This window comes from Pseudomonas sp. NBRC 111131 (assembly GCF_001320525.1).
GTDB lineage: Bacteria > Pseudomonadota > Gammaproteobacteria > Pseudomonadales > Pseudomonadaceae > Aquipseudomonas > Aquipseudomonas ceruminis.
In genome coordinates, this window is record NZ_BCBH01000029.1 from 1 (window position 1) to 21,961 (window position 21,961).

A 21,961-nucleotide genomic window follows, 5' to 3' on the forward strand; every position below is an offset into this window, starting at 1 on the left:
TACGAGATCACCATGGGCAAGAACATTGCCTACACCGATTCCTCCGGTCGCTACCTGATGTTCGGCAGCATCTACGACATGCAGACCCGCAAGGACCTGACGGCGCCCAAGCGTGCTGCCGCCGAAAAAATCGACGTCTCGAAGTTTCCGCTGGCCGATGCGTTCACCCGCGTGAAGGGCGATGGCTCCCGGAAGCTCTACCTGTTCTCCGACCCGGATTGCCCGTACTGCAAGAAGCTGGAAACCGAGGTCCTCAGCAAGTTGGACAACGTGACCATTTACACCTTCATGTATCCGCTGGAGTCGCTGCACCCACAGGCTCGTGCCAAAGCTGAATCGGTCTGGTGCCTGCCTGAAGCTGGGCGTGCTGCTGCATGGGAAGCGTTGGCGCAAGGGACCCAGCCGCCAGCGAAGAATTGCGACAACCCAATCGAGCGCAATATCGCGCTGGCCGAAAGCATCGGCTTCCAGGGCACCCCTGCGATGGTGAGCGAAGACGGGCGGAAAATGCCGGGCCTGGTATCGGCCGAACGTCTGGAAGCCTGGCTCAACGGCGGCTCCTGATCCCCTCCGACAGTCTTCTCCACGTGGCCATTTCGATGGCCACGTTGGTTTTTGATCACCCGATCATCAAGAGCCCCGGGCTGGGCATTCTCATTGGAGTTGTGATGAAGCTACGCCGCTTATGCGTATCCGCTTTCTTTACCGCCCTCTACCTCGCGTCATCCACCCTTCATGCCGAAGAGCTCGGCAAGTACGGAAACACCTGGGAGATCCAGGAGCAGGATGCAATCGACATGATCCAAGGTCGGTTGAGAGCGATGGACAAGAAAGGCGAACTCGACAAGTTCTGGAACGACTACCGCGACAAGCAGTTGGCCGGAGCCGAAAACCCCAAGCCATTACCCGGCATTGGCCCCGTCGTTGAGCCACAGATCAGGATGTACGACCCGACCTACACGTACCCTGAAACCGTCAAAGACCATTTGGGCAACATCCTGGTGCCGGCGGGCACTCGCATCAATCCGCTGGACCACATCACCCTGAGCAAAGCGATCATCTTCATCGACGCCCGCGATCCCAAGCAGCTGCAGTACGCCAAGAAGCGTACCGACGAGCACCCCCGGGACAAAGTTGTACTGGTCGCAGGTTCGTTCCTGAAGCTCGATCGGGAGTGGGGGCGCCCGGTCTACTTCGACCAGATGGGCATTCTCACGAAGAAATTCGGGATCGAGCGCGTTCCCGCGGTCCTGACCCAAAAGGGTAGGGAACTCCAGATCGAGGAGTTGAAGCTATGAAAAAACTGCTTATGGCCCTGGGCTTTGTCGCAACGACCCTGCTCAGTACGGTCAGCTCTGCTGAAGAAGGCGTGTGCACCGGTAAATTCCCGAACCTGATCTCGGACGTCTGCTGGTCCTGCATGTTCCCGATCAAGCTTTTCGGTTCGACGGAGCTCATCTCCGATGGCCAGGAAGACTTCGACAGTGGCAACAAAAGCGCATTCTGCACGTGCGACAACCCGCCCAAGGTCGGCATTCCCACCTCGTTCTGGGAGTTCGACATGATGACCGACGTTACCACGGTACCGGGATGCTTCCCCTTGCTTGGTGGGGTGAAGGTCAACGTAGGCGTGAACGCAGATGCCTTCGGCTACATCTCTGACGATCAGAGCAGCGGCATCGGCAGCACCCGCGACTCGTTCATGCAGGTCAACTTCTATATCAACCCGGCCATGTATGTGATGGGCGCCATCCTGGATGACACGTGCATGGACAACCGCGGTATCGACGTGCCCTGGATGTCGTTCGCGGACCCCACCCACAACGATGACGAGCTCGCCGGCATCCTGACCCCCTACGCGTTCCCCTTCGGGAGCATGCTGGCGATCGGGGCCATGTCCGCCGATGCCGTTGCAGCGTCTGCAGGCTTCCCGCTGTCGACGATCTTCTGGGCCGCCGGCTCGTACGGCCACATGTACCCGTTGACCGGCCGTAACGAGGCCCACCTGAGCATGGAGCAAACCGCCAGGCTGCAAACCACGCGCATCCTCGCAAAACTGCACGCTGCTGGCACCCAATGGGCAGCAATGGGGGGTGACGCCATGTGCGGCTACTACCCGCAGATCATCATGGACAAGCGGCAGTACAAGCTGACTCGCCTCTACCCCAAGCCTGAGACCGCAAAAATCGCAGGCAAGTGCTGCTCCCCTATCGGGCGGTCGACCATTTTGACCGAATCGAACACTGAGTTCCCTCTCCCAGGATACAAGGACTTTGGCTATGGCATTTTCCGTAAACGCGACTGCTGCGGCGGCGCTACTCTTAGCAACTAGCCTCTTCGCCGGGCCTGCCGTGTCCCAGCAGCTGGAAATGCCTTCCAACGAAGCTATCCAGAAGATCATGCAGGAGCAGGCGGCATCTCGTAGTGCCGCTCTGAACGGGAAGATTGACCCAGTGAAGGCGGGCACGTTCAAGGCCACTGTACCGGTCATCGACGCGCCACCTCCCACCAAAACCGAGTCGCTCGACGACGTCATTGCGCGATTCAACGCTGCCAAGGACGGGAACAAGGGTGGCCATGGCGCGAACGACTTCATCATCTTCGTGTCGTTCTCGATGCCCAAGGACAAGCTTGAGCGACTGGCGCAACAAGCCCGCGAAACCGGTGCCGTCATGGTCGTGAGAGGGTTCAAGAACGGCTCCCAGATGCAGACCAAACAGGCTGCGCTGGAAGTGAATAAGGCCGGCGTGCCGTGGGAGATCAACCCCAATCTGTTCAAGGCCTTCAAAGTCGAATCGGTACCTACGTTCGTTGTGGCTTCTGCAGAAGCAGAGTCCGTTCTGGACGATGGCTGCTCACCAGATGCCACCTTCACGTCGATCACCGGCGACATCAGCGCCATGCTGGCCCTGGATACCATCCGCCTCCGTGCGCAGCCTGAGATCGCGAAGCTTGCTGAGGCCAGGTTGCAGAAGATCTACAAACAACAAGCCCCTGGCACCGTCCACTGACATGATCGAGCCCGGCATCACGCCGGGCTTCGGGAGAAACTATGCAAACCGAACTGACCACCATTGCTTGGGAGCCAGGCTTCAAACTCAACCTGAGTTCCTGGGCTGATTTGGAGATTGCGAAGCGTCGGGGAGAAGGCCCGGGCGAACTATCAGCTTGCGCGTTGAATTCCTGCATCTACTTCCAGGGGCGCTATGTCATGACCCGCGACCTGGTCGAGCACGTCGAAAAGGGCATCACCTGGAACGCGCAGGTTTATGAGGCGTGGAACTATGGCCGGTGCGAAGAAATTCACAGAATCTGCCGAGGGCTTTCACCGTCAGAACGCCGACGCTCTGCTGCATGCCAGCGGGTATGCGGACGTCAGCCTGGATGAGCTCAGCGACGCCTCGGACGAAGCAGTCCAAGAGGCGTGGGACGCGCTGTACGGCGAGTAATAAAAAACCCGGCCTCAGGTGAGGCCGGGTGCTGTAAAACGTTAATCAGCTTGAGCCAAGCGCCCAGAACCGAATGCCACACGGCGGGCCACTGCATCCCATTCCTGCACAGTAACCAGCATGCTGGTGCGAGCCTTCTCGTGACCGTTTACCGTCTGGCGATAGTGCAAACGCACATGGCCAGGCGTGACGCTGGGATACCCTTCGAGCTCGAACACGTTACGGAAGCCGTCTACATCGATGTTGCTGGTGGTGTAGATCTGCGAAAAGAACATCCTGAAATAACCGGCCTTAGCCAGCATCACAGCAATCTCAACGATCAGTTTCAAGCGATTGCAGCACGCGCTGATGAACAGAGCGAGCTCAAGCGACAGAGCTTGAACTTTGCGTTTGCAAACATCGGTATCGATAGTCAGTTTCATGGTCATTCTCCCGGGGTGAGTGGCTAAGCCTTGCGTTCGCCTAGTACCCGGTAATGCACATCACGCGACTACAAATCTGATTACCCTTGTGCGGACTCCTCACCGCCCAGAGCTTCCATGAGTGCGGGCACGAGCTTTGACAGCACGCCGACGTAAGTCACGAACATCGCGCCAAAGGCAGCTTCTTCATCCTCCTCATCGGGAATTTCTTTGTTCACGCTCTCCAGGAATACGATGCGCTTGAGGGTCGACTTGTCGGTCAGGATGAAGGACACCTCTTCATTGAATGTCATGGCCAGCCGTACGGGGCGCCGACCTTCGAGCAAGTGCTGTCGGATCTCTTCGCGCTCCAGGCTGATCGAGGCGTAGCCGACCTTGGATTTTTCAAGGTCCAGCCCCTGCAGGTTGACCTCGCGGTCGACCGTGAATTCGTCGGGAGACTCGTTGTTCATCAACCAGGTGGCCATCGCTGAGGAGGGGTCCATCGCTGTTCGGATCAGCGATGCGGGTATGCCAATCGCATCATGGATTTGAGTAACGACATCATCGGCTTTCGCCGGTGAGCTGCAGTCAATGCCGATCAGGCCGGCCGCAGTGTCGATCCATACCTTCTCCGTGCTCTGTGCCTCGAATGCCCTGGGCAGAAGTTCGATAAACGCCTCTTCCTTCATGGCCTTGAGCTGGTCTCGGCTTGGCTTGTAGCCCTTTTCGGAAAGCATCTTCGCAGCCTTCTTTGCCACGTGTCGCTGCAACACCGGCTCGGGGATTTTCTTCTCTTCAAAGCACAGTGTCAGAAGTATCTGCTTCTGCACCTCCAGCACAAGGCCGCCCCCTACTCGCGGTTCTACCCACCCCTGAGTTTTGGTGACACTGCCTGCGCAGGGCGTGAATGCCCTTTTTTCCAGGCGCTTCGCAAGTTCGGCAGGCGCCAAGCTCCAGGGTTCGGTAATCCGGTAGAGGTGAAGGTTCGAGAACATGATGCAACTCACTCCTGGCCGGCTTGCTACCAGCACGATTTGGTGCGCGAAATAAACATGTACGCATAATACTGTCAGATTTATTATCATGCACACACCTATCCTGCCAGTGGAAAAACCATGTCTGAATTCGCCCAGGTTGAGCAACGCGTTCTTCAACTCCGCGCAGAGGTCGCTGAACACATGGATGCGTACCACCGACTCGATGCCCCCCTGATCCCGGACGGGGAATACAACCTCCTGTTTCGTGAACTGGAGCAACTGGAAGCAGCGCACCCAGCTCTCGCTGCCCCAGACTCTCCGACGCAGCGGGTCGGCGGTGGGGTACTCGATGATTTCGAGCAAGCTCAACACGATGTGCCGATGCTGTCGCTCAAAGACGCCATGGACGAGGAGGAGGCCAGGGCATTCGCAAGCGCTGTAGTGGACGAGCTCTCACAGCCGGCGGATATCGAGATGACCGCGGAGCTCAAGTACGACGGCCTGGCGCTGTCGACTCGCTACGTGGCAGGGGTCTTTGTTCGCGCAGTCACGCGAGGTGATGGTACGACCGGCGAGGACGTGACAGCACAGGCCAAAACCATTCTGAATTTGCCGCTGAGGCTTCCTACGCCCATCGACCTTGAGGTACGTGGCGAAGTCGTGATGTTGAATCGCGATTTTGAAATCGTGAACGAACGCCTCAAGAGCATGGGCCTGAAACCACTGGCTAACCCCCGCAACGGCGCAGCCGGCAGCATGCGCCAGCTAGACCCGAAGGTAACTGCCTCCAGGCGTCTGTCGTTCTACGCCTATGGTGCCCAGGAGCTCGACGGCACGGCTGCGTTCAAGGCAACCAAACAATCGGAGATCATCGAAGGCCTGAGGACTCTCGGCTTTAGCGTTGCACCGGAAACGGCCGTTGTCCGTGGCTGGGAAGGCATCAAGGCATTCTTCGATGAGGTAGGTTCGAATCGCTCCAACCTCCCGGTCGCTATCGACGGCGTCGTCTTCAAGGTCAACTCCCTTGCTGACCAAGAGCAGCTGGGTTGGAACAATCGAACACCACGGTTCGCCATCGCGTTCAAGTATCCGGCAGAAGAAGCCGTCTCCGTCGTCGAAGACATCGTGGTGCAGATCGGCCGGACTGGTCCTGCTACCCCCGTGGCGAAGATCAAGCCAGTGCGAGTCGGTGGCGTCGTTGTCTCCAGTGCCACCCTCCATAACGCCGATCAGATCGAGGCCAAGGGCATCATGGTAGGTAGTAAGGTCATCGTTCGTCGAGCGGGGGATGTGGTACCGGAGATAGTCCGTACAGTGCCCTCGGCCGGCGATGAATTCCTCTCCCGCTATTTGATGCCGTCGGCGTGCCCTTCGTGTGGTAGTCATCTGGTGCGCCTGCAGGGCGCCGTGGAGCTGCATTGCCCTGGTGGAATCAAATGTCCAGCACAGAAGCAGGGCAAACTCGCTCATTTCGCATCTCGACTGGGGATGAACATCGACAACCTGGGCGACAAGTCGGTCTCAACCCTGATCTCCGCCGGCCTGATCAGCATGCCATCTGATTTGTACAGCCTGAACGACAAGGCCGTCGCAGCGCTGCCCGGTTTTGGGCCGGTCTCCGCAAAAAACCTCATCGCGGGCATTGAAGGCTCGATGTCGCCCGACCTCCCACGTTTCATCTTCTCGCTGGGGATCGAGGGCGTGGGCGAAGCCACAAGTAAAGCGCTGGCGGCGCAGTTCGGGTCCTGGTCAGCATTCCGGGCCGCGACGTACGCGCAACTGCTGGCCACCGCCGATGTGGGGGACGGTACCGCCACCAACATCACCCGATTCTTTGAGGATTCGACACTCGGTGCTGAGGCGGACCGACTTGCGTTGATCACCACACCCAATGACTTCACTGCCATCGGTGGCGCCTCATTGAAGGGGATGATCGTCGTCCTCACCGGCACTTTCCCCACCCTGAGCAGAGAGGCTGCCAAGGCCCTGGTCGAAGGGGCAGGAGGCAAGGTTTCCAGCAAGGTCTCCAGCAAAACCAGCTTTGTCGTTGCTGGCGAAGCAGCGGGCTCGAAACTCGAAGCTGCCCGGGATCTAGACATTGACGTCTGGGATGAAGCCCGGCTGCTGGCCACTGTCGCTGGGTGAGGATTACAGGCCGGCGTAAAGCATCACAGAGCATTAAGATTTCATCTGGAGAACCAGAAAATGTCAGTAACTAATGGACCCTACAAGCGCGATGCTAATGGAGTCGCCTATGAAGTCGACTTTGAGTATGTGCGAGATAATGTCCCGCTCGACTGGTTCTTCGAGCACATGCTCGGTGCGAGAGCGAGACCATCAGCAGGTGCAATTCGATACAACATCTGTCCAAACCCCGGGTGTGGAGCTTCTTCCATTCACTCGGTGAAAGTCAGCGTGAAGAACGGTGGGTGGCTGTGTTACTCGTGCGGCGAACAAGGTGATGTAGTCGCTGCAGCAGCTTTTTACTGGGAGAAGTCCCACCGTGAAGCTGGCCTGGACCTAATGGGCGCCGATGTGGAACTGCTCAAGCACTACATTCCACCCAAGCCTATGGACGCTATCCAACGTGATGACAGTGCACTCGCGCTCGTATTGCAACGCGTAGCAGAAGCTCGCACATATCCGTCGAAAGACGCTCTCAAGTACTTTGCTGGCCGTGGGATTTCCGAGGGAGTGGCCCGTGAGGCTTGCAACCGAGGCATCCTGATCACCATCCCAAACAACCCTATGGAGGCCAAGGAGTTCTTAACCGAAGTCGCAGGGCAGGAACTGATGGTGAAAGCGGGTCTGTGGAACCCCGAAAAGAAGGCGCCAGCCTGTGCATTTCGCCCATTGTGGTTCCGGTCGCAATCGCACTGTGCTGCAGAGTTCCGGCTCATGCGTGAGCCCAAAGAAGGGGAGAAGAAGGCCATGCGCTATGGCGGGAAATCTCCTTGGATTTGGGAAGGCTCTGATAGTGAGTTCATGATCGTAGAAGGGCCGATCGACATGTTGTCTGCAGTCGAAATGGGCTCCAAACGTACCATCTTCGCGCTACCTGGATGCGAGAACTGGGAACCTGATTGGTTCAACATGATGGCCAAGAAAAACGTGCTTCAGGCTCTGGATCCTGACAAACCAGGCTTCAAGGCCGCGGAGAACCTCAAGCCAGTGCTAGAGGCCCTGGAAGTCAAGCTTGGAACCTTCAATCCACCCAACAGGGTCGGCGATTTAAACGAGCAGCTCAAGCACATGCGAGGGCTCTTAAACTAACCCACCAAACCCGGCTCATGCCGGGTTTTTTTATGCTCGCAGTGTAGTGATCAGTGAGGCGACTCGAAGGCAGCTCTAGCATAATCTGTAAATTCTCAACACGTACACATACGATATGCGCAGTGATAAACTCCGCTTCACTGTTAGTGGAGCTCTGCCTTGGACCGTCGATCATTCCTGCACTATGCCCTCGGCTTGGCCGCCACCTCAACACCACTGCTCTCAAGCGCCAGCACCTTCTGGGATCAGCCGAGACGCCTCTGGCTGAAGCGTGAGGTCAAACCCGGGCAATGGGAAGAGGTCGACAAGGTCTATTGGAACGGCAGACTCATTTGGTCCGGCTATGACCCCGTGTGCCGGCTCATGCGTGATGTTCACACCGGCAGAGCAGTGCAAATGTCGCCTGTGCTTTTGGACATTCTCGCTGGGATTCAAGGCTGGTTCAAAATCCACGGAATCACGAAACCCATCATTGTACTTTCAGGGTATCGCGAAGAGTCGACCAACCAGAAAGTGGGTGGCAAAAAACACTCAGCCCACCTAAGAGGTGGCGCCTGCGATCTGACGGTGCCAGGCGTCCCGGTAGACTACCTCCGACGACTAGCCCTATACCTTGAGGGTGGCGGTGTGGGTGTGTACCCAGGCCAGGGCTTCATCCATGTTGACGACGGAAATTTGAGGGTCTGGCGGGGGTAGGGAAGTCCCCAGGTGGGTGATTGCACTGACCTGACCTGACCACCTGTTTGAATTCGATTTGACCGCCATGCTTTTCAGTCTGCTGCTTGACTAAGTGGATAGTCCCTGTGACCGGGTTTGCAGAACCGTTGACACGAGATACGCCAGCAGGCGCTGGAAGGGTTGCAGTTAAGGTAGCAGCGCCCCGATTTAGCGGCTCGCCAGTGGCGGCCGACCAGCAGAAGTCTCCCCCTTCAACTATCGTAATTAGCGCGTAGCGCTGATATTTAGACTAGAAAGCCGGCTCATAATTTATTTGGAGAAATGCAATGATAAGCCTCAAAATGGCAAGTGCAGCTTTATCGTTTGTATTGTTTTCAAGCATTACCGCTGGCGTTGCTGCCAAAGATGCGAGTGAGTTGACTGAGTCAGACAGAAAAACTCTGCTCTATGTTGGAGATGCTCCCTGCAATAACGGCGAAGTCACAACGTATGAAAAGCATAAGGGATGTGCCACTAAAAAAATTGGATATACGATCGACGACGCAAGCGCCACTCCTGCCGCTAATTACATAGAGGTTTTCGCGGGAAACGACACAGTAAATAACAAAATGGTCAGCCCGGATTCCAACCATAAAAATGGATCAATGGAGAGCATTGGTTATCTCTCAAAGAGCCCGATTCCCCATGGAGTCAGAATTTACAAAGGTGATGAGCCTTGCAACATGGGTGAAGCAACACTCAGCACTAGAGCTAAGGGGTGCAATGCGGTGTTCTTAGGTTACGCGCTGCCTCTTCAATAGCCAGGTTACTGATTTGGAGACATGTGGCCAAGTGGAGTGCAATATCACCAGGCTCTCGCTCAAAGGAGAGCCTGGTTGCCATGAGCCTGCTTAGAACATGCTGGACCAGGAGATCTGGTTAACCAAGGGCTTGTGGGGCAACAGAGCCAGGTCCACGGCCCTCAGTGCTGGGTTACGGCCAGTGAGGTACCAACAATCATTCTGCTGACTCAGCATGTACCGATCACAAAGTCTCTCCAGAGCCGAACGATAGGCCTCAGTGACATTGCCCTGGGACGCCTGAGCCAGGAGCTCTGCAGATCGGATGCCGGGCTGCCCCCATGCTACCCGAGCAAGATCGAACCCCTCATTACCGGCCAGAATGAAGATCTCATCTGCAACAGCTTCGGGCACGGGGTCGATCATGAAAGGGAACTCGACCGGGAACACATACCAGCGTAGCCAGAATTCGTAGTGGATCCGCAAGCGGATGACATCCTTGCGAGCGCCGAGCACTTCACAGCACTTGTCAAATGCCCAGTCTCCAAGGGTCGGTCCAAATACCCACTGCGCCGCAGTGACATACACCTCGGTTGGAAGCTTTTTCGCGAACAAGGCCTCGACGTTGGCCTTGATGATGCGGAAAGCAAGGCGCGCAACCCCATCCTCGAAATCCTCCTCATCAAGCCGGCGCAGCTCATCCTTCCTCAGTTTTCGTCTTTGCGCTCCAGTGTTGGATAGATTATTGAGTGCGGCGAGCCCAAGTTCTTCAGCAAAAGGATATGACTCGACCACAGTTTCGTCAGCCCCCAGAAAATCCACTTGAGCGTCGTCTGCAGCGCCATCAAGATCGAAGGCGTCAAGACCTTCGAAAAGATTGGCGCTATCAAAGCTCTCAAGCCAGTTACGAACATCGCTAGGATCAGAAAGACCGCCAGAATCGTCAGATAGAAGCTCAGATCCGAAGACATCATTTTCTTCCTCGTTGCCCAGTTGCATATCAGTGAATTCGTTCATTGGCCCCACCCTTAAACCGGAACTGTTTGCGTGAATTGGTCTGCGCCGGCTACCCGGGCATGCAGGCGTCTGGTAGGCCTTCTGATGTCCGCACTGGTGGTGACCCTCTCTTCGCCCGGGGCAGCTACATGTGCCCAAATAACCTGGTTTTCACCGGAAACAATTGCGTAGTCAGTGCTGGTCATCGAGCTCAGTTTTTGAATCAGTTTCCCCTCGCTCTGGACCTGTTCCGATTCAGTCGCCAACAGCTGGGAGTAGACCTGTGCCGTCGCATCGGATTGGGGTTTAAAAAGCACCACGTTGCGCGCCCGGCTCAGACAAGCCTCGCGAAGGTCCAAAGACTCACGCCCAAGATCGTCAAGCGACCCAGCCGCAACCCAAACGCTCAATACCTGTTCAGTCTCTGGCGAGAGCAACTGCTCGATGCTGGGGTCATTGCAACCACCAGGATCAGTGAACACCGCCAGCGCAGTGGGATCGGAAGGCTCACCAATCGAACGCGCTACGGCATCCGCCAAATTCGAGATCACAATGCGGCGAAGGTTTGACGCAGCTCGGCCTCGGCCAATGTAGGGAATTGCGAGATACACGATCTTCCGCGTTACCAGAGCCCCATGTAGCACCACGTCTGGGTGATAGCTGTTGAACACTTCACCCGCTCTACCGGCGCCGAGCATGCACAAGCTCCCAGCGAGCCCCGAGAAGCTTCCTTTCAGCTTTTCCACACAGATATCACCGGCTGCGTCCTGGAAAGCTTTGCAGGCCTGCTGAAGGGCTCCCAGCTGAACTGAATGGGGGAATGCCGAGGCCATATACTCCTCCAGCGCTTCGATAGCGTCTGGCTTCATCACGAACATGCCGAGATCAAGGTACGAGTAGGGCAGGCCAGCAAGCTGCAGCGAGGACACAATCGCTCGAACGAGCGCTGCACTTGGAGCTGAACTGTATGCGCCCGTCGCGTCCTTATCCGCGAGGAAATTCAAGACATGGCTGGCAACCTTGGTTGGAGCAGTGTGCAGCACCGGATTGTAGGTGTGGCTCAACGCCGGACTGCTAGGGTTTACGATGAGTAGATCGGCACCCCGGCCAACGGCTGTGCTGGCGCTGATCATGGTTGCCAGCAGTGATTCGTCGATCGACGCCCCAACCACGAAGACGGCAGCGCCGGCAGTAATTCGACTCCGAATCACCGCCCTGATCAGTTGCCCCTGACCTTCGGAATGTTCATCGAGCACAAGGGTATGCCCGGGCACAACATCACCGCCCTTTGACGTGAGGCTATTCATCTCTCAACTGCTCCTGTGGTTTTTTCCGCCCGCCAGTGGGCAGACCGCTGCCACCGAGGTACTTGTCGCTGTTCTTGAAGAAATCTGCGCCCTTCACGGGCGCCCTGCGGAAGTGATTAATTCGGATGGGGCCGATTTCCTTCTGCAGCTTCCGGTCGATGCTGATCATCGGTACCCGAACGTTGAAGATCTGATCGCCGCCGTACTGGATGATGCATTCGCCCTTGCCGAGCGCTTTGAGGTCATCCGGCGAGACTTTGTATTCCTCTTGCTCACGCTCGCCGATCGACATGCCCGCGGCGGCCCCGGTGCCACCCTCTGGTGCCACATTGAGAAGCGGCGTGCTGCTGCTCTCATTCTGTGTGCCACTCAATGACTTCGTGACGCCGATCTTCATACCGATCAGGTCTGCACACTCGACGGCTGTCGCCTGAGTACCGATCTTGAAAAAGATCTTGGTCCAGGTGTTACCGATGACCATCTCTTTGAAGTCAGGGGAAACCACATCCAGGTTGGCCAAGGTCTGGGCGGCAGGGAACAGCGCCATCTGTGCGCTTCGCCCCTGCTCGAAGGGACGAGCCAAGGATTGAACAGCGTAGCTACCCAGCTCATCCATGAAATTGAAATGCGGGGGGTTAGGGCGCTCTTCTTCTGGCAGCGCCTGGATCCATGAGATGGCCGTCCGCATGTCACCGAGGAACATTTTGCCGAAGTTGGCGGCAGCTTCGTTTTTACCCATCGTTGGGAGCGCGACATAGATGATCTTCTTCGCCCGAATAGCTTCGAACAGATCGATCTCCGGGGCATAGGTGTTCATCACATCACCGAATTTTCCCGTACCGAACATGTACATCCGGCCGCCAAGACCACCGAAGGTCTCCTTCATCCGCTTGATGTCGACCATGTTCTCCATGCCCGGCTTTCCACCAACCTTGTACTGCTCAAGGAACAGGGAAAGGTTTTTGGTGGCTGGGTTGTGTGGCTGGGACTTCTTCAGCAGTGTTTCCAGCTCCTCGATCGCTTTGTGGTTCATCAACAGGATGGTGAAGTCGATGAAGTTGTAGGCGAGGCCTGCAGCTTGCATTGCCGCTACGAGGGTAGTGATGCCTTGGTTCGCCGACTGTTTGTAGTGGTCAGCGCCAGGGTTATTTTCGGTGGACGGGATGATCGACAGGATGCGAGCGGCGACCTCATCAGGGTCACCACGCAGAATTGGGTTGTAGGTGTTACTGAGCGATGGGTTGCCCGGGTTAAGGATCAAAAGGTCCTGCTCGCGGCCCGCCCAGCAACAGTATTGGTAGATCGTTTGAATGTCGTCCGCGTTCATCTTGCCGTCGATGAACGTCAGACCTCCGCCACGCTGGATCTGCTGGAACATCATCAGCTTACCCAAGACAGTTTTACCGACGCCCGACTGGCCCAGGATAAAACCATGTCGCATGAAGTCTTCATCAGGGACACGTACAGGCTGGCCTGTGTCAGTGGTGAAGCCAAGCAGCAAGCCATCACCGTTCGCCAGGTCGGTAGCCGAACGGATATTGATCTTCGACTCAAGGAGGAGCTGGTTTTTCCAGAAATCAAAGACACGGTTGCCCATGTATGCCGCACCCGCAGCGCCCATGGCGAGGGGGAGGGTGGCCGGCACTGAGCTGAAGAAAGGCGATGTCAAAAGACCTCCAGCACCGATCGAGCTCAGTGCCAGAGTGTCTTTGAAGCCGCCAATTTTCGAGCGAAGTATCTGATCCATACTCATGGAGGTGAGCCTTTAGCTACGCACAAAAAAAACCCGGGCGCCGTGAGGCACTCGGGTTGTGGGGGTTAGAGAAACACGCTCGACTTATCAGTCTGCGCATTGGCTTGGTCATGCTCATCTGCTGGTAAGCGCAACAGTGGCGATTGCAAGAGCGTTTGGATTTCCATCTGCGACAGGAGCTTGTCCTGCGCGATGACTTCCCGCGTACCACGAACGTCTTTCACGGTCTGACCCGTTTGTTCAATATGTGTCAGTTGGTCCTTGTACTTCTGATACCGAGTCTTCTCGGGAGGTTGCGAAGTTGCCTGCTCCTGGGTGTCCGACTGGCCAGCCCCGTCCGGGGTGGTCGTACCTGCAGTTGCATCGCTTGCCTGTCCTTGCTGCTTGTCCGCCCGCAGGCCTTCGACGTATTTCGAGTCATCAAACTTGCCAGTGAAGACATCAGCACTGAAGCCGAGCAACGACAGGCATTTCGAGGTCGCGTCCGTAAAGCTCTTCTTGGCGTGGTCCTCATCACTAGAGATGATTCCGAAGGCATCTCGGGTGATGTAGACGGTCGCTCCGAACTGCTTCACTGAGCCGCGGAAACCGTGCTGCAGATACCACAGCTCTACGTAGACTTTGTGAATGACCTCTTTGCCAACTACTTGGCCATCCACTACGAACGGCTTCCCGTCGATGTACGCTTCGCTGATCAGCTCGACACCCCAGCCAAGACCAATCGGCCCGAAGGCCTCAGTGGCACGTTTGACCTGGTAGATGGGTGCAATCGCGGTCCCTTGGAACCCCCCCTTGTTGAATGACTTGGTCTCATCAGGGTCGGTTACCTCTACCTTTTTCCACACCTCCAGGCCGATAGAAGCCGCGGCTTGGCCCTGGCCGACCCACAGCGAATCGCCGTTGGCCTGACTTTGGTGGGATGCTGCTTCTGTTCTGGTTTGCATTTTTGACTCCTACGACTCTGCAAAGAGGGAATACCTAATGCAGAGGTATGAAGCACAGCTGCTGATAAGGTGGGGCGGGTTAGACGTCTAACGCATCAAAAGCGATTGCAATACGTAACACGTCACTATATTTTAGGCGCCACAACAGACTGTTGCAACAAAAAGCATCCTGACTGTATTATCGCTACGTGTTATTTCGCAATCAAAACCAACGAGTATCCTATGAACACCTTGAACAGAGCCATTCTGCTTGCATCGCTTGCGCTCTCAGCAAGCACCGCAGGTGCCGTTGATGTGCGACAGGTAGTGGTTCCCGATAGCTACGGCGTTGCGATTGAACCCGCGCATGCAGGTCACGCGCTCGTTGAATCTATTCGTGACACCCAGCAGAAAGCCGAACGCCCAATCTGGACCGTGACTGAGCCAGCTAAGCCTCGCGCTCTGATGCCGGCAGAAGAGGCTCTGCTCGATGCAGAGGATGCAAGGATCGCCGAGGAAGCACGTCACACACGGACCACGCTCTATTTCGACTTCGACAAAACCAAACCAACCGGTTGGTGGCCGCTGACAAACGTGATCGCTGACGCTCTCCGCATCGGTAGCACCATTACCCTGATCGGTTATGCGGACGAAGTGGGTGAGGCGATTTACAACCAGCACCTGTCCGAGAGCCGGGCAATCGAAGCTGCGCGCTACCTGATCCGGCAAGGTGTTAAGAAGCAAAGCATCAAGGTTTACGGCCGGGGCAAGCGCGACCCAGTTTCGAATTCCGACAGTTCGTTGAACCGTCGGGTTGAGGTCGACATCGTGAAAGCTGCGGAGAAGTCTCTGTGAAAGAGATCGATATCCCGCGCTACGTAGACAGCCAGACGCAATTACTCTTCTGGGAGATCGATGAAGCGGTGATCTTCATTGGCTGCCTGGGCGCAGGCATCGCGCTAGGGGGCTGGGCAACGATCGCTTCCCTCGCTGGCGGCTGGTATGCAGTGAAGCGGTTCAAGCGGTTCAAAAGCGGTGCGCTGGATGGTGTTCTTCGCCACCTTTGCTACTGGGCAGGCGTTATGCCGCTGAACAAGCACTACGACGATTCCTTGAAGCGCGACTACTTCTACTAATGCTTTAACATGCTTTTATTCGTACGCGTTATGTATCAAGTAACGCACAGGGGCCGCAATGAAAATCAAGTCCATGCAGAAAACGATGGAGGGGCTGAAAAGTCTCACCAGCTTCCTGATCTTGTCGAACGTAGGCCTTTCGGTAGCAGTTGCGCTGCTTTCCATCAACCAAATGGGGCAGCACGAAACAACCCGCTTAGTTCCACCAACCCTGGACAAGGCGGTGAAAGTGGGCTGGAACAACGCGGACGACGAGTACCTCAAGTCCTTTGGCCTCTATGCCTCAACGCTGATGGGCAACGTCACGCCGAAGAACGTGAACTTCATCGCCGACTCCGTGAGCGCCTTCGTTGATCCGAAGATCTACGCGGACGTTCGCAAGCAGATGTTTGTGCTGGCCAACGATCCCGTATTCGCAACGAATGCCGGCTCCGTGTCCTGGACCCCCACGGACATCAGCTACGAGAAGGACACGAAGAAGGTCTTCATTCTCGGCTCGATGGAAACGCGCAGCGCAGTTGGCAGGCCGAAGCAGGACTACCAGGTGGTCGAGTACGTCATCGAGATGCGCGCAGGCCGCCCATGGATTGAGGGCTTTAACCACTATCCGGGCAACAACCCCAAAACACTCAAGTGGCTTCAGTCTCACCCACCTAAGCCAGCAGAACCTACCAAGGAGGCGCTTCAGTGAAACGCTCAGCCATTGCTTTAGTCGTGCTGGCCACCATCCATGCATCCATCTCATGGGCTGATGGGATGGCGGAAGTCAAGCTACCGCCTGTTCCTACAGCCGCAAAACGTGTCAAACCTGTCGAAGCGCAGCCACTTCCAGGCTTGGGCGTGATGCCCGGTGCCGACTCAGATTCGCGCACCCAGGTTGTTCGCGTGAGCTCAGACCGGAACGAAGTTATCTACGTTTCGAACATCTTGCCGAACCGTATTTCCACACCGTTCGCTTTACCTAAAGCTGTAGACCAACAACCTGACGATTTGGATATCTCCCAGATCGGCCAATCTCTTTATGCGACGATGAAAACCAAGGATAAGCCAGTCGCACTTTACGTGACCGGCTCCAATCCAAATGACCCAGTTATTTCCTTGACCCTGATTCCAAAGGAACTTCCGCAGCAGACGATTACGTTGCAGCTGGACAAGCCAATGGCAGAGCCTGGTGGTCATGGGTCTGAAAACCACGCTCCCGACAGCAACAATTACACCGACACTATCCGCTATGTGCTCCGTGAAGCAGCCCTCGGAAAAACCCCTGAAGGTTTCAGCGAAGGTTTGCTGCCGGCATCGGCAGCTAACATCGGCAATGTAATTGCTTACCCGAAAGTCCGCTACTCCGGGCCAGAATACGATATCTATCGTTATAGTCTGCAAGGAACCTCTAAAACTGACGTTGACCTTGACGAGGGCACTTTCTACAGCGAAGGCGTCCGGGCCGTTTCATTCTTCCCAACCGCCACTCTTCGTGCCGGCATGACCACTGACGTATTCATCGTCTCTGATAAGTCGGCAACGAGGAACTAAACATGGCGATTAATGACCAGTTGAAGGAAAAGTGGAACGGTCTCAGTCCGCGTATGCGAACCATCGTCGCCATTGCCGGCCTTTTCAGTTTTCTGATGATTGTCGGCACGGTAATTGTCGGCAACGACAAACCTAAGGCCAACACGAAAGCCAGCACGACGTCCGATACAAAACTGCTGTTGCCTCGCGGGGATAACAATACTCCCGAGCAACTCATGGCTTTGATGGCTGCACAGAACAAACGGCTCGATGAGTTCGGCAGATCGATCAAGCAGATGGATCAGGATCGCAGGGATGATCGGCTACGTGCACTCGAAGAACAGCAGCGTATGCAGAAACCAGACCCAGTGACTCAGGACACGCTTCGCGAGCTGAAGCGCGTGAGTGATCGACTGGAAAAGCTGGAGCAGGGCAAGACTAGTGCAGCTCCAGCTCTGAATGGCGCATTGCCTGGTTATGAAAGTGCCACTGGCACTGCTGAAGCCGTGCAGGAGGCGAAGCCGAAAGTAGCAACTCTGCGAATCACCGGTGGCACGCAAACTACACGTAGCGAGGCCCCAAAGCAGGCAGAGAAGCCAACTCCAGCAATGCCTGCCGGCTCGTTCTTCGAAGCGGTGCTGCTGAACGGTATGGATGCTCCGACCAGTTCCACGACGCAGAAGAACCCTGTGCCAACAACTATGCGCATCAAGTCTGACGCAGTGCTTCCTAACAAGTACAACGTCGACGTCAAAGAATGCTTTGCGCTGGCTTCAGGCTACGGCGTTCTCTCCAGCGAACGCGCCATGCTCCGGACCGAAACGTTCTCCTGCGTACGCAAGGACGGCAAGATCATTGAAGGAAAGATGGAAGGTTACATCGTTGGCGAAGACGGGCGTGTAGGTATGCGTGGCCGTCTCGTATCGAAGCAGGGCCAAATGATTGCCAAGACTTTGGTCGCCGGCGGCCTCTCCGGCCTGGCTCAAGGTATGACCCCGCAAACAATCCCTCAATTGAGCCTGAGTGATAGCAGCACGACTCAAACACAAAGCGCTGACGCTTCGACCATTCTGCAAACTGGTGTTGCTAAAGGCTTCTCTACTTCCGCGAACGAGATCGCCAAATTCTATATGGAGATGGCTCGCGAAATGACACCGGTTGTTGAAATCGACGCCGGCCGAAAAGTTACGGTCATGCTGGTGAAAGGGATCGAACTGAAATGATGAAAGGTAATCATATGAAACGTTCAGCATTAGCCGCAGCGCTGTTGCCTATTGCTCTTCTGAGTGGCTGTTCGTCCTGGCTGAATACCGCCGGTGAAGACGAGTTCTCGTGCCCAGGCATGCCGCAAGGCATCATCTGTAAGTCGCCAATGGCTGTTTACAAGTCTACTGAACAAAGTCCCGCGCTGACAGACAGCGATATGCCAATTGGTCAAAAGGCACCGAGCGTAAAGTACGGTGACAATATGGGAAAGACTGCCGGCTCTGAGCATAACCTCAAGGTGTCGAACGGTGTGCCAGGGCCAGTTGTTGCAGATCTTGCCCGTCCGGTTCGAGTTCCGGCCCAGGTTATGCGGATCTGGATCGCTCCCTGGATCGACAGTAAAGACGATTTGCACTTTCCGTCCTATCTCTTCACCGAGATCCAGCCACGCACCTGGTCGTTTGGTAAGTCCGAATATTCCGGCCAAGGCATGGTGGTTCCACATCTTGAGTTAACCGCTGTACCACCAGTTAACGTTCCAGCCCCTAAACCGGAAAACGTTGCTGCAGAACCAACCAATTACGGACCGCAAGTTTCGTCGTCCGCAATCCCATCCACAACTGACATCAATCTGAACTGATAACACTGGGAGCTACACAATGACCGCACAAATCGCACAAATCGAGACCACCGCAGTAGCAGCTGCTCCATTCAAGAAAATCGACAAGCGTGCACTGCTGAGCATGGCTGTTATCGGCCTGGCTGTGGCCGCCGACGTGACCGCAGGCTCCGACTCCACCTTCACCGAGATCGTTACCAGTCTCGACGGCTGGATGACCGGCTCCCTCGGTAAGGTCTTTGCTCTCGGCGCTCTGGGTACCGGCCTGGCAATCGGCGTGGTCAAGCAATCGGTCATGGCCGTTGTGACCGGGGTAGCTGTAGCGCTCTCCGCAAGCGTTGGCCCAGGCGTGCTGACGAACATCTTCACCGCAACGCTGTAACGCCCCTCAAGGCGCACTAGGTCGCTAGTGCGCCTTTTTCAACTGGCTCTGCCTGCGGGTTGCCCTCCAGGCCTTCCAAGCCTACTCAACCACCAATTATGGCGAACAGTGAAATGGCAGCCTCGAAAGCGACGCTCAAAGGGGACAGAAAATCTACCCCTCAAGAAAAACTCAATGTTCGGGCGATTGATCCCGACTCCAAAATCTTCTTTTGCTCCGACGGTAATGAACATTATCTCGGGGGATGTTTTGTTTCCGATGCCCTGACAGGCGCCAGCGCTTCGACTGTTGACAAGCTCCAGTCTGCTCTGAGCATGAGCTTTGCTCCAGGCACCTACATTCAGATTGCGATGCTTGAGAGCCCCGATGTCGGCGAATACATCGATGCATATCTGAACAGCAAACCTGCGCTCAACCCGATCCTCAAGGCACTCTCACGCCAGCATGCGAATCTGATTAGTGGCGGAGTCGATGTCCCGCTGGTCCAGCGCAGCGGTGTGATGCTCAACCGTCAGCGCATTATCGTTACGGTCAAATTCCCGTGCCGTAACGATCGCCCAGACGATGCTGACATCGCGGCCACGAAAGAATCGGCCGACCGGGTCACAGAGGCTCTCAAGGCAGCGTCGCTTAACCTGTTCCAGCTCGATGCTGTAGGTTATCTGGTGCTCATGCGGATCCTCACAAACCTGTGGGACTCTCCCCGGTCACACTACGACGAAGAGCAACTGATCAAGGATCAGATCTATTACCCAGGCGACTCCATCAATTACGATGATCCGTCGACCATCAATTTCAATGACGGCACTCACTACGCGAAAGCGCTGAGCGTTAAACACTTCCCGCAGCGCACCAGCCTCGCGATCATGAACCACATGATCGGCGATCCCAACGGACTCTCGAACCAGATCACCGAGCCGTACTACATGGTGTTGACCATCCACTATCCGGATCAGGTCGTGAAGAAGGACGAAGTCAAGCAAACGTCCTCAATCATCAACCACCAGGTCTTTGGGCCGACAGCACACCTGATACCCATCCTCAGCTACAAGAAAAAAGGTATCGACACTCTAATCCACGAGATCGACGGCAAAGGCGCGATCATCGTTGAGGTGAACTTCACGATTTTCCTCTTCTCGCGTGACAAGCAGCGCCTGAACAAGCTGTCCGCGGGCCTGCAGGCCTACTACACGTCTCTGGCTTTCGAGCTCCGGGAAGACCGGCGCATTTTGGAAGCTCTCTGGAACAACCTGCTGCCTCTGAATACAACAAAGGAAGGGGTCAAGAACCTCTATCGTTTCCACACGATGGCAGTGCGACATGCCTGCCAGTTCCTCCCGATACTCGGTGAGTGGACTGGCAGCGGAATGGCCGGCGCAATGCTCATGCTCACCCGCCGCGGCCAGCCGGCTCTGGTTGATCTGTATGAATCGAACACCAACTACAGCGGGATCATTTTTGCTGAGGCTGGTGCTGGCAAGTCGTTCTTCACACAAAAAATCGCCGCGGATTACCTCGCTGCTGGCGCCAAGCTGTGGGTGATTGACGCCGGCCGAAGTTACCTCAAGCTGTGCAAGATGGTTGGCGGTGAATTCATCGAGTTCAAGCCTGACTCGGATGTGTGTCTGAACCCCTTCACGCACGTTGAAGACCTGCACGAAGAAATGGATATCCTCAAAGCCACCATCGCCAAGATGGCCGCCCCCGAGGACACGCTTGACGACTACCAGCTGTCCCGAGTTGAACAGGCCATCACCAGTACCTGGGAGAAGTTCGGCAACCGCGCAAACATTACCACCGTCGCTGATTGGTTCATCAACCAGTCAGACGACCCAGAGTGCCTGCGACTGGGGCGCCAGCTGTTCCCGTTCGCCGGCGGCCAATACACCAAGTGGTTCGATGGCGAGAACAACCTGGATATGAGCAATGCGTTCATCTGCATGGAGCTGAGCGACCTGAAAGGGCGCCCAGCGCTTCAACAGGTGGTGTTGCTGCAGCTGATCTCGCGTATCAACCATGACATGTACAAAGCTCAACTGGGCGAGCGGGGCCGGAAAAAAATCCTGATTGTCGATGAGGCCTGGGAGATGCTCGACGACCCAATGATGGCCAAGGCAATGGTCGCCGCATACCGTAAAGCGCGGAAAGAAGACGGGGCGGTGCTGGTGGTCACGCAGGCTATCGGCGATGTCTATGCGTCGAAAAACACCGAGGCTATCGCCGCGAACTCGGCCTGGCAGTTCATCCTGCAGCAAAAATCTGAGTCGATTGACTCTGCTATCGACAGCAAGCAGTTCAAGATCGAACCTTACGGGGCTCACATGCTGAAGACGGTGCACACCATGCCCGGCAAGTACAGCGAGATCATGGTCAAGCGTAGCGAAACCGACTGGGGCATCGTGCGCCTTGTTGTAGATGAATTCCACAACGTGACGTTCTCCTCGAAAGGCGCAGCTCGTAACGAGATCCTCGACGATCTTGACCGTGGCATTGATGCGGTAGAGGCCGTCAATAACTTCATGGCTCGCCAGAGCTCAGCAGCCTAGTAGGCAGCAGATAACGCCTGC

At 56.0% G+C, this 21,961-nt stretch carries 23 protein-coding genes; 17 read left to right on the forward strand and 6 right to left on the reverse strand.

What is annotated here, in order from left to right; genetic code table 11:
- The 5 genes from APH34_RS21730 to APH34_RS29330 all read left to right on the forward strand — a co-directional run.
- On the forward strand, window positions 1–564 hold a 564-nt coding region (locus APH34_RS21730), incomplete at its 5' end, for a DsbC family protein (protein ID WP_054902898.1).
- 35 nt (window positions 565–599) lie between these two features.
- Entirely contained in the window at window positions 600–1,298 is a 699-nt protein-coding gene (gene traW / locus APH34_RS21735) for a type-F conjugative transfer system protein TraW (protein WP_023662255.1), read from the forward strand.
- On the forward strand, window positions 1,295–2,332 hold the full coding sequence (locus tag APH34_RS21740) for a TraU family protein (RefSeq protein WP_016486945.1): 1,038 nt from the start codon (window positions 1,295–1,297) through the stop codon (window positions 2,330–2,332). The genes traW and APH34_RS21740 overlap by 4 nt, the downstream gene beginning before the upstream one ends.
- On the forward strand, window positions 2,280–3,011 hold the full coding sequence (gene trbC, locus APH34_RS21745; protein WP_023662254.1) for a type-F conjugative transfer system pilin assembly protein TrbC: 732 nt from the start codon (window positions 2,280–2,282) through the stop codon (window positions 3,009–3,011). The genes APH34_RS21740 and trbC overlap by 53 nt, the downstream gene beginning before the upstream one ends.
- A gap of 258 nt (window positions 3,012–3,269) precedes the next feature.
- Window positions 3,270–3,449 carry a hypothetical protein gene (locus APH34_RS29330; protein WP_156358108.1) on the forward strand — a complete coding sequence of 60 codons (180 nt, stop codon included), beginning with the start codon at window positions 3,270–3,272 and terminating at the stop codon, window positions 3,447–3,449.
- Between the two features lie 41 nt (window positions 3,450–3,490).
- Here the strand turns inward: APH34_RS29330 and APH34_RS21750 are convergent, their stop codons facing one another.
- Window positions 3,491–3,871 carry a hypothetical protein gene (locus APH34_RS21750; RefSeq protein ID WP_023662252.1) on the reverse strand — a complete coding sequence of 127 codons (381 nt, stop codon included), beginning with the start codon at window positions 3,869–3,871 and terminating at the stop codon, window positions 3,491–3,493.
- An 80-nt stretch (window positions 3,872–3,951) separates the two neighbouring features.
- The gene (locus APH34_RS21755) at window positions 3,952–4,848 is read right to left on the reverse strand and encodes a recombination-associated protein RdgC (protein ID WP_023662251.1); all 897 of its coding nucleotides are present in this window, start codon (window positions 4,846–4,848) and stop codon (window positions 3,952–3,954) included.
- Window positions 4,849–4,968: 120 nt separating this feature from the next.
- Between APH34_RS21755 and ligA the strand changes: the two genes are divergently transcribed.
- The 4 genes from ligA (at window position 4,969) to APH34_RS29335 (ending at window position 9,581) form a co-directional block, all read left to right on the forward strand.
- Window positions 4,969–6,975 (forward strand): NAD-dependent DNA ligase LigA, encoded by a 2,007-nt coding sequence (ligA, locus tag APH34_RS21760; protein ID WP_023662250.1) that lies wholly within the window; start codon window positions 4,969–4,971, stop codon window positions 6,973–6,975.
- Window positions 6,976–7,035: 60 nt separating this feature from the next.
- Window positions 7,036–8,103 carry a toprim domain-containing protein gene (locus APH34_RS21765; RefSeq protein ID WP_023662249.1) on the forward strand — a complete coding sequence of 356 codons (1,068 nt, stop codon included), beginning with the start codon at window positions 7,036–7,038 and terminating at the stop codon, window positions 8,101–8,103.
- A 195-nt stretch (window positions 8,104–8,298) separates the two neighbouring features.
- Window positions 8,299–8,799 carry a DUF882 domain-containing protein gene (locus tag APH34_RS21770; protein WP_223817438.1) on the forward strand — a complete coding sequence of 167 codons (501 nt, stop codon included), beginning with the start codon at window positions 8,299–8,301 and terminating at the stop codon, window positions 8,797–8,799.
- Between the two features lie 308 nt (window positions 8,800–9,107).
- Entirely contained in the window at window positions 9,108–9,581 is a 474-nt protein-coding gene (locus APH34_RS29335; protein WP_128637251.1) for a hypothetical protein, read from the forward strand.
- Between the two features lie 90 nt (window positions 9,582–9,671).
- On the opposite strand, the gene APH34_RS21775 is transcribed toward APH34_RS29335, so the two are convergent.
- The 4 genes from APH34_RS21775 to APH34_RS21790 all read right to left on the reverse strand — a co-directional run bounded on the left by APH34_RS21775 (window position 9,672) and on the right by APH34_RS21790 (window position 14,560).
- Complete coding sequence (locus APH34_RS21775) at window positions 9,672–10,577, reverse strand: hypothetical protein (RefSeq protein ID WP_016486953.1); 906 nt, start codon at window positions 10,575–10,577, stop codon at window positions 9,672–9,674.
- Window positions 10,578–10,588: 11 nt separating this feature from the next.
- Window positions 10,589–11,863 (reverse strand): hypothetical protein, encoded by a 1,275-nt coding sequence (locus tag APH34_RS21780; RefSeq protein WP_054902899.1) that lies wholly within the window; start codon window positions 11,861–11,863, stop codon window positions 10,589–10,591.
- Window positions 11,856–13,616 carry a type IV secretory system conjugative DNA transfer family protein gene (locus APH34_RS21785; protein WP_028699870.1) on the reverse strand — a complete coding sequence of 587 codons (1,761 nt, stop codon included), beginning with the start codon at window positions 13,614–13,616 and terminating at the stop codon, window positions 11,856–11,858. Before APH34_RS21785 ends, APH34_RS21780 begins: the two co-directional genes overlap by 8 nt.
- Before the next feature lie 65 nt (window positions 13,617–13,681).
- A complete protein-coding gene (locus tag APH34_RS21790) occupies window positions 13,682–14,560 on the reverse strand; it encodes a hypothetical protein (protein ID WP_023662246.1) in 879 nt (292 codons plus the stop codon).
- Window positions 14,561–14,782: 222 nt separating this feature from the next.
- Between APH34_RS21790 and APH34_RS21795 the strand changes: the two genes are divergently transcribed.
- The 8 genes from APH34_RS21795 to traC all read left to right on the forward strand — a co-directional run bounded on the left by APH34_RS21795 (window position 14,783) and on the right by traC (window position 21,940).
- Window positions 14,783–15,394, forward strand: a complete 612-nt coding sequence (locus tag APH34_RS21795) for an OmpA family protein (RefSeq protein ID WP_023662245.1) — start codon at window positions 14,783–14,785, stop codon at window positions 15,392–15,394.
- Complete coding sequence (traL, locus tag APH34_RS21800; RefSeq protein WP_016486958.1) at window positions 15,391–15,675, forward strand: type IV conjugative transfer system protein TraL; 285 nt, start codon at window positions 15,391–15,393, stop codon at window positions 15,673–15,675. Before APH34_RS21795 ends, traL begins: the two co-directional genes overlap by 4 nt.
- A gap of 58 nt (window positions 15,676–15,733) precedes the next feature.
- Entirely contained in the window at window positions 15,734–16,366 is a 633-nt protein-coding gene (locus APH34_RS21805; protein WP_016486959.1) for a TraE/TraK family type IV conjugative transfer system protein, read from the forward strand.
- Entirely contained in the window at window positions 16,363–17,208 is an 846-nt protein-coding gene (locus tag APH34_RS21810; RefSeq protein ID WP_023662244.1) for a type-F conjugative transfer system secretin TraK, read from the forward strand. The genes APH34_RS21805 and APH34_RS21810 overlap by 4 nt, the downstream gene beginning before the upstream one ends.
- Before the next feature lie 2 nt (window positions 17,209–17,210).
- Window positions 17,211–18,410, forward strand: coding sequence for a TraB/VirB10 family protein (locus APH34_RS21815; protein WP_054902900.1), 1,200 nt, complete (start codon window positions 17,211–17,213; stop codon window positions 18,408–18,410).
- A gap of 14 nt (window positions 18,411–18,424) precedes the next feature.
- Window positions 18,425–19,033, forward strand: coding sequence for a type IV conjugative transfer system lipoprotein TraV (traV, locus tag APH34_RS28870; RefSeq protein ID WP_081259067.1), 609 nt, complete (start codon window positions 18,425–18,427; stop codon window positions 19,031–19,033).
- Between the two features lie 19 nt (window positions 19,034–19,052).
- Complete coding sequence (traA, locus tag APH34_RS21820) at window positions 19,053–19,394, forward strand: TraA family conjugative transfer protein (protein WP_016486962.1); 342 nt, start codon at window positions 19,053–19,055, stop codon at window positions 19,392–19,394.
- 113 nt (window positions 19,395–19,507) lie between these two features.
- On the forward strand, window positions 19,508–21,940 hold the full coding sequence (traC, locus tag APH34_RS21825; RefSeq protein WP_054902901.1) for a type IV secretion system protein TraC: 2,433 nt from the start codon (window positions 19,508–19,510) through the stop codon (window positions 21,938–21,940).
- The last annotated feature ends 21 nt before the right edge of the window (window positions 21,941–21,961 follow it).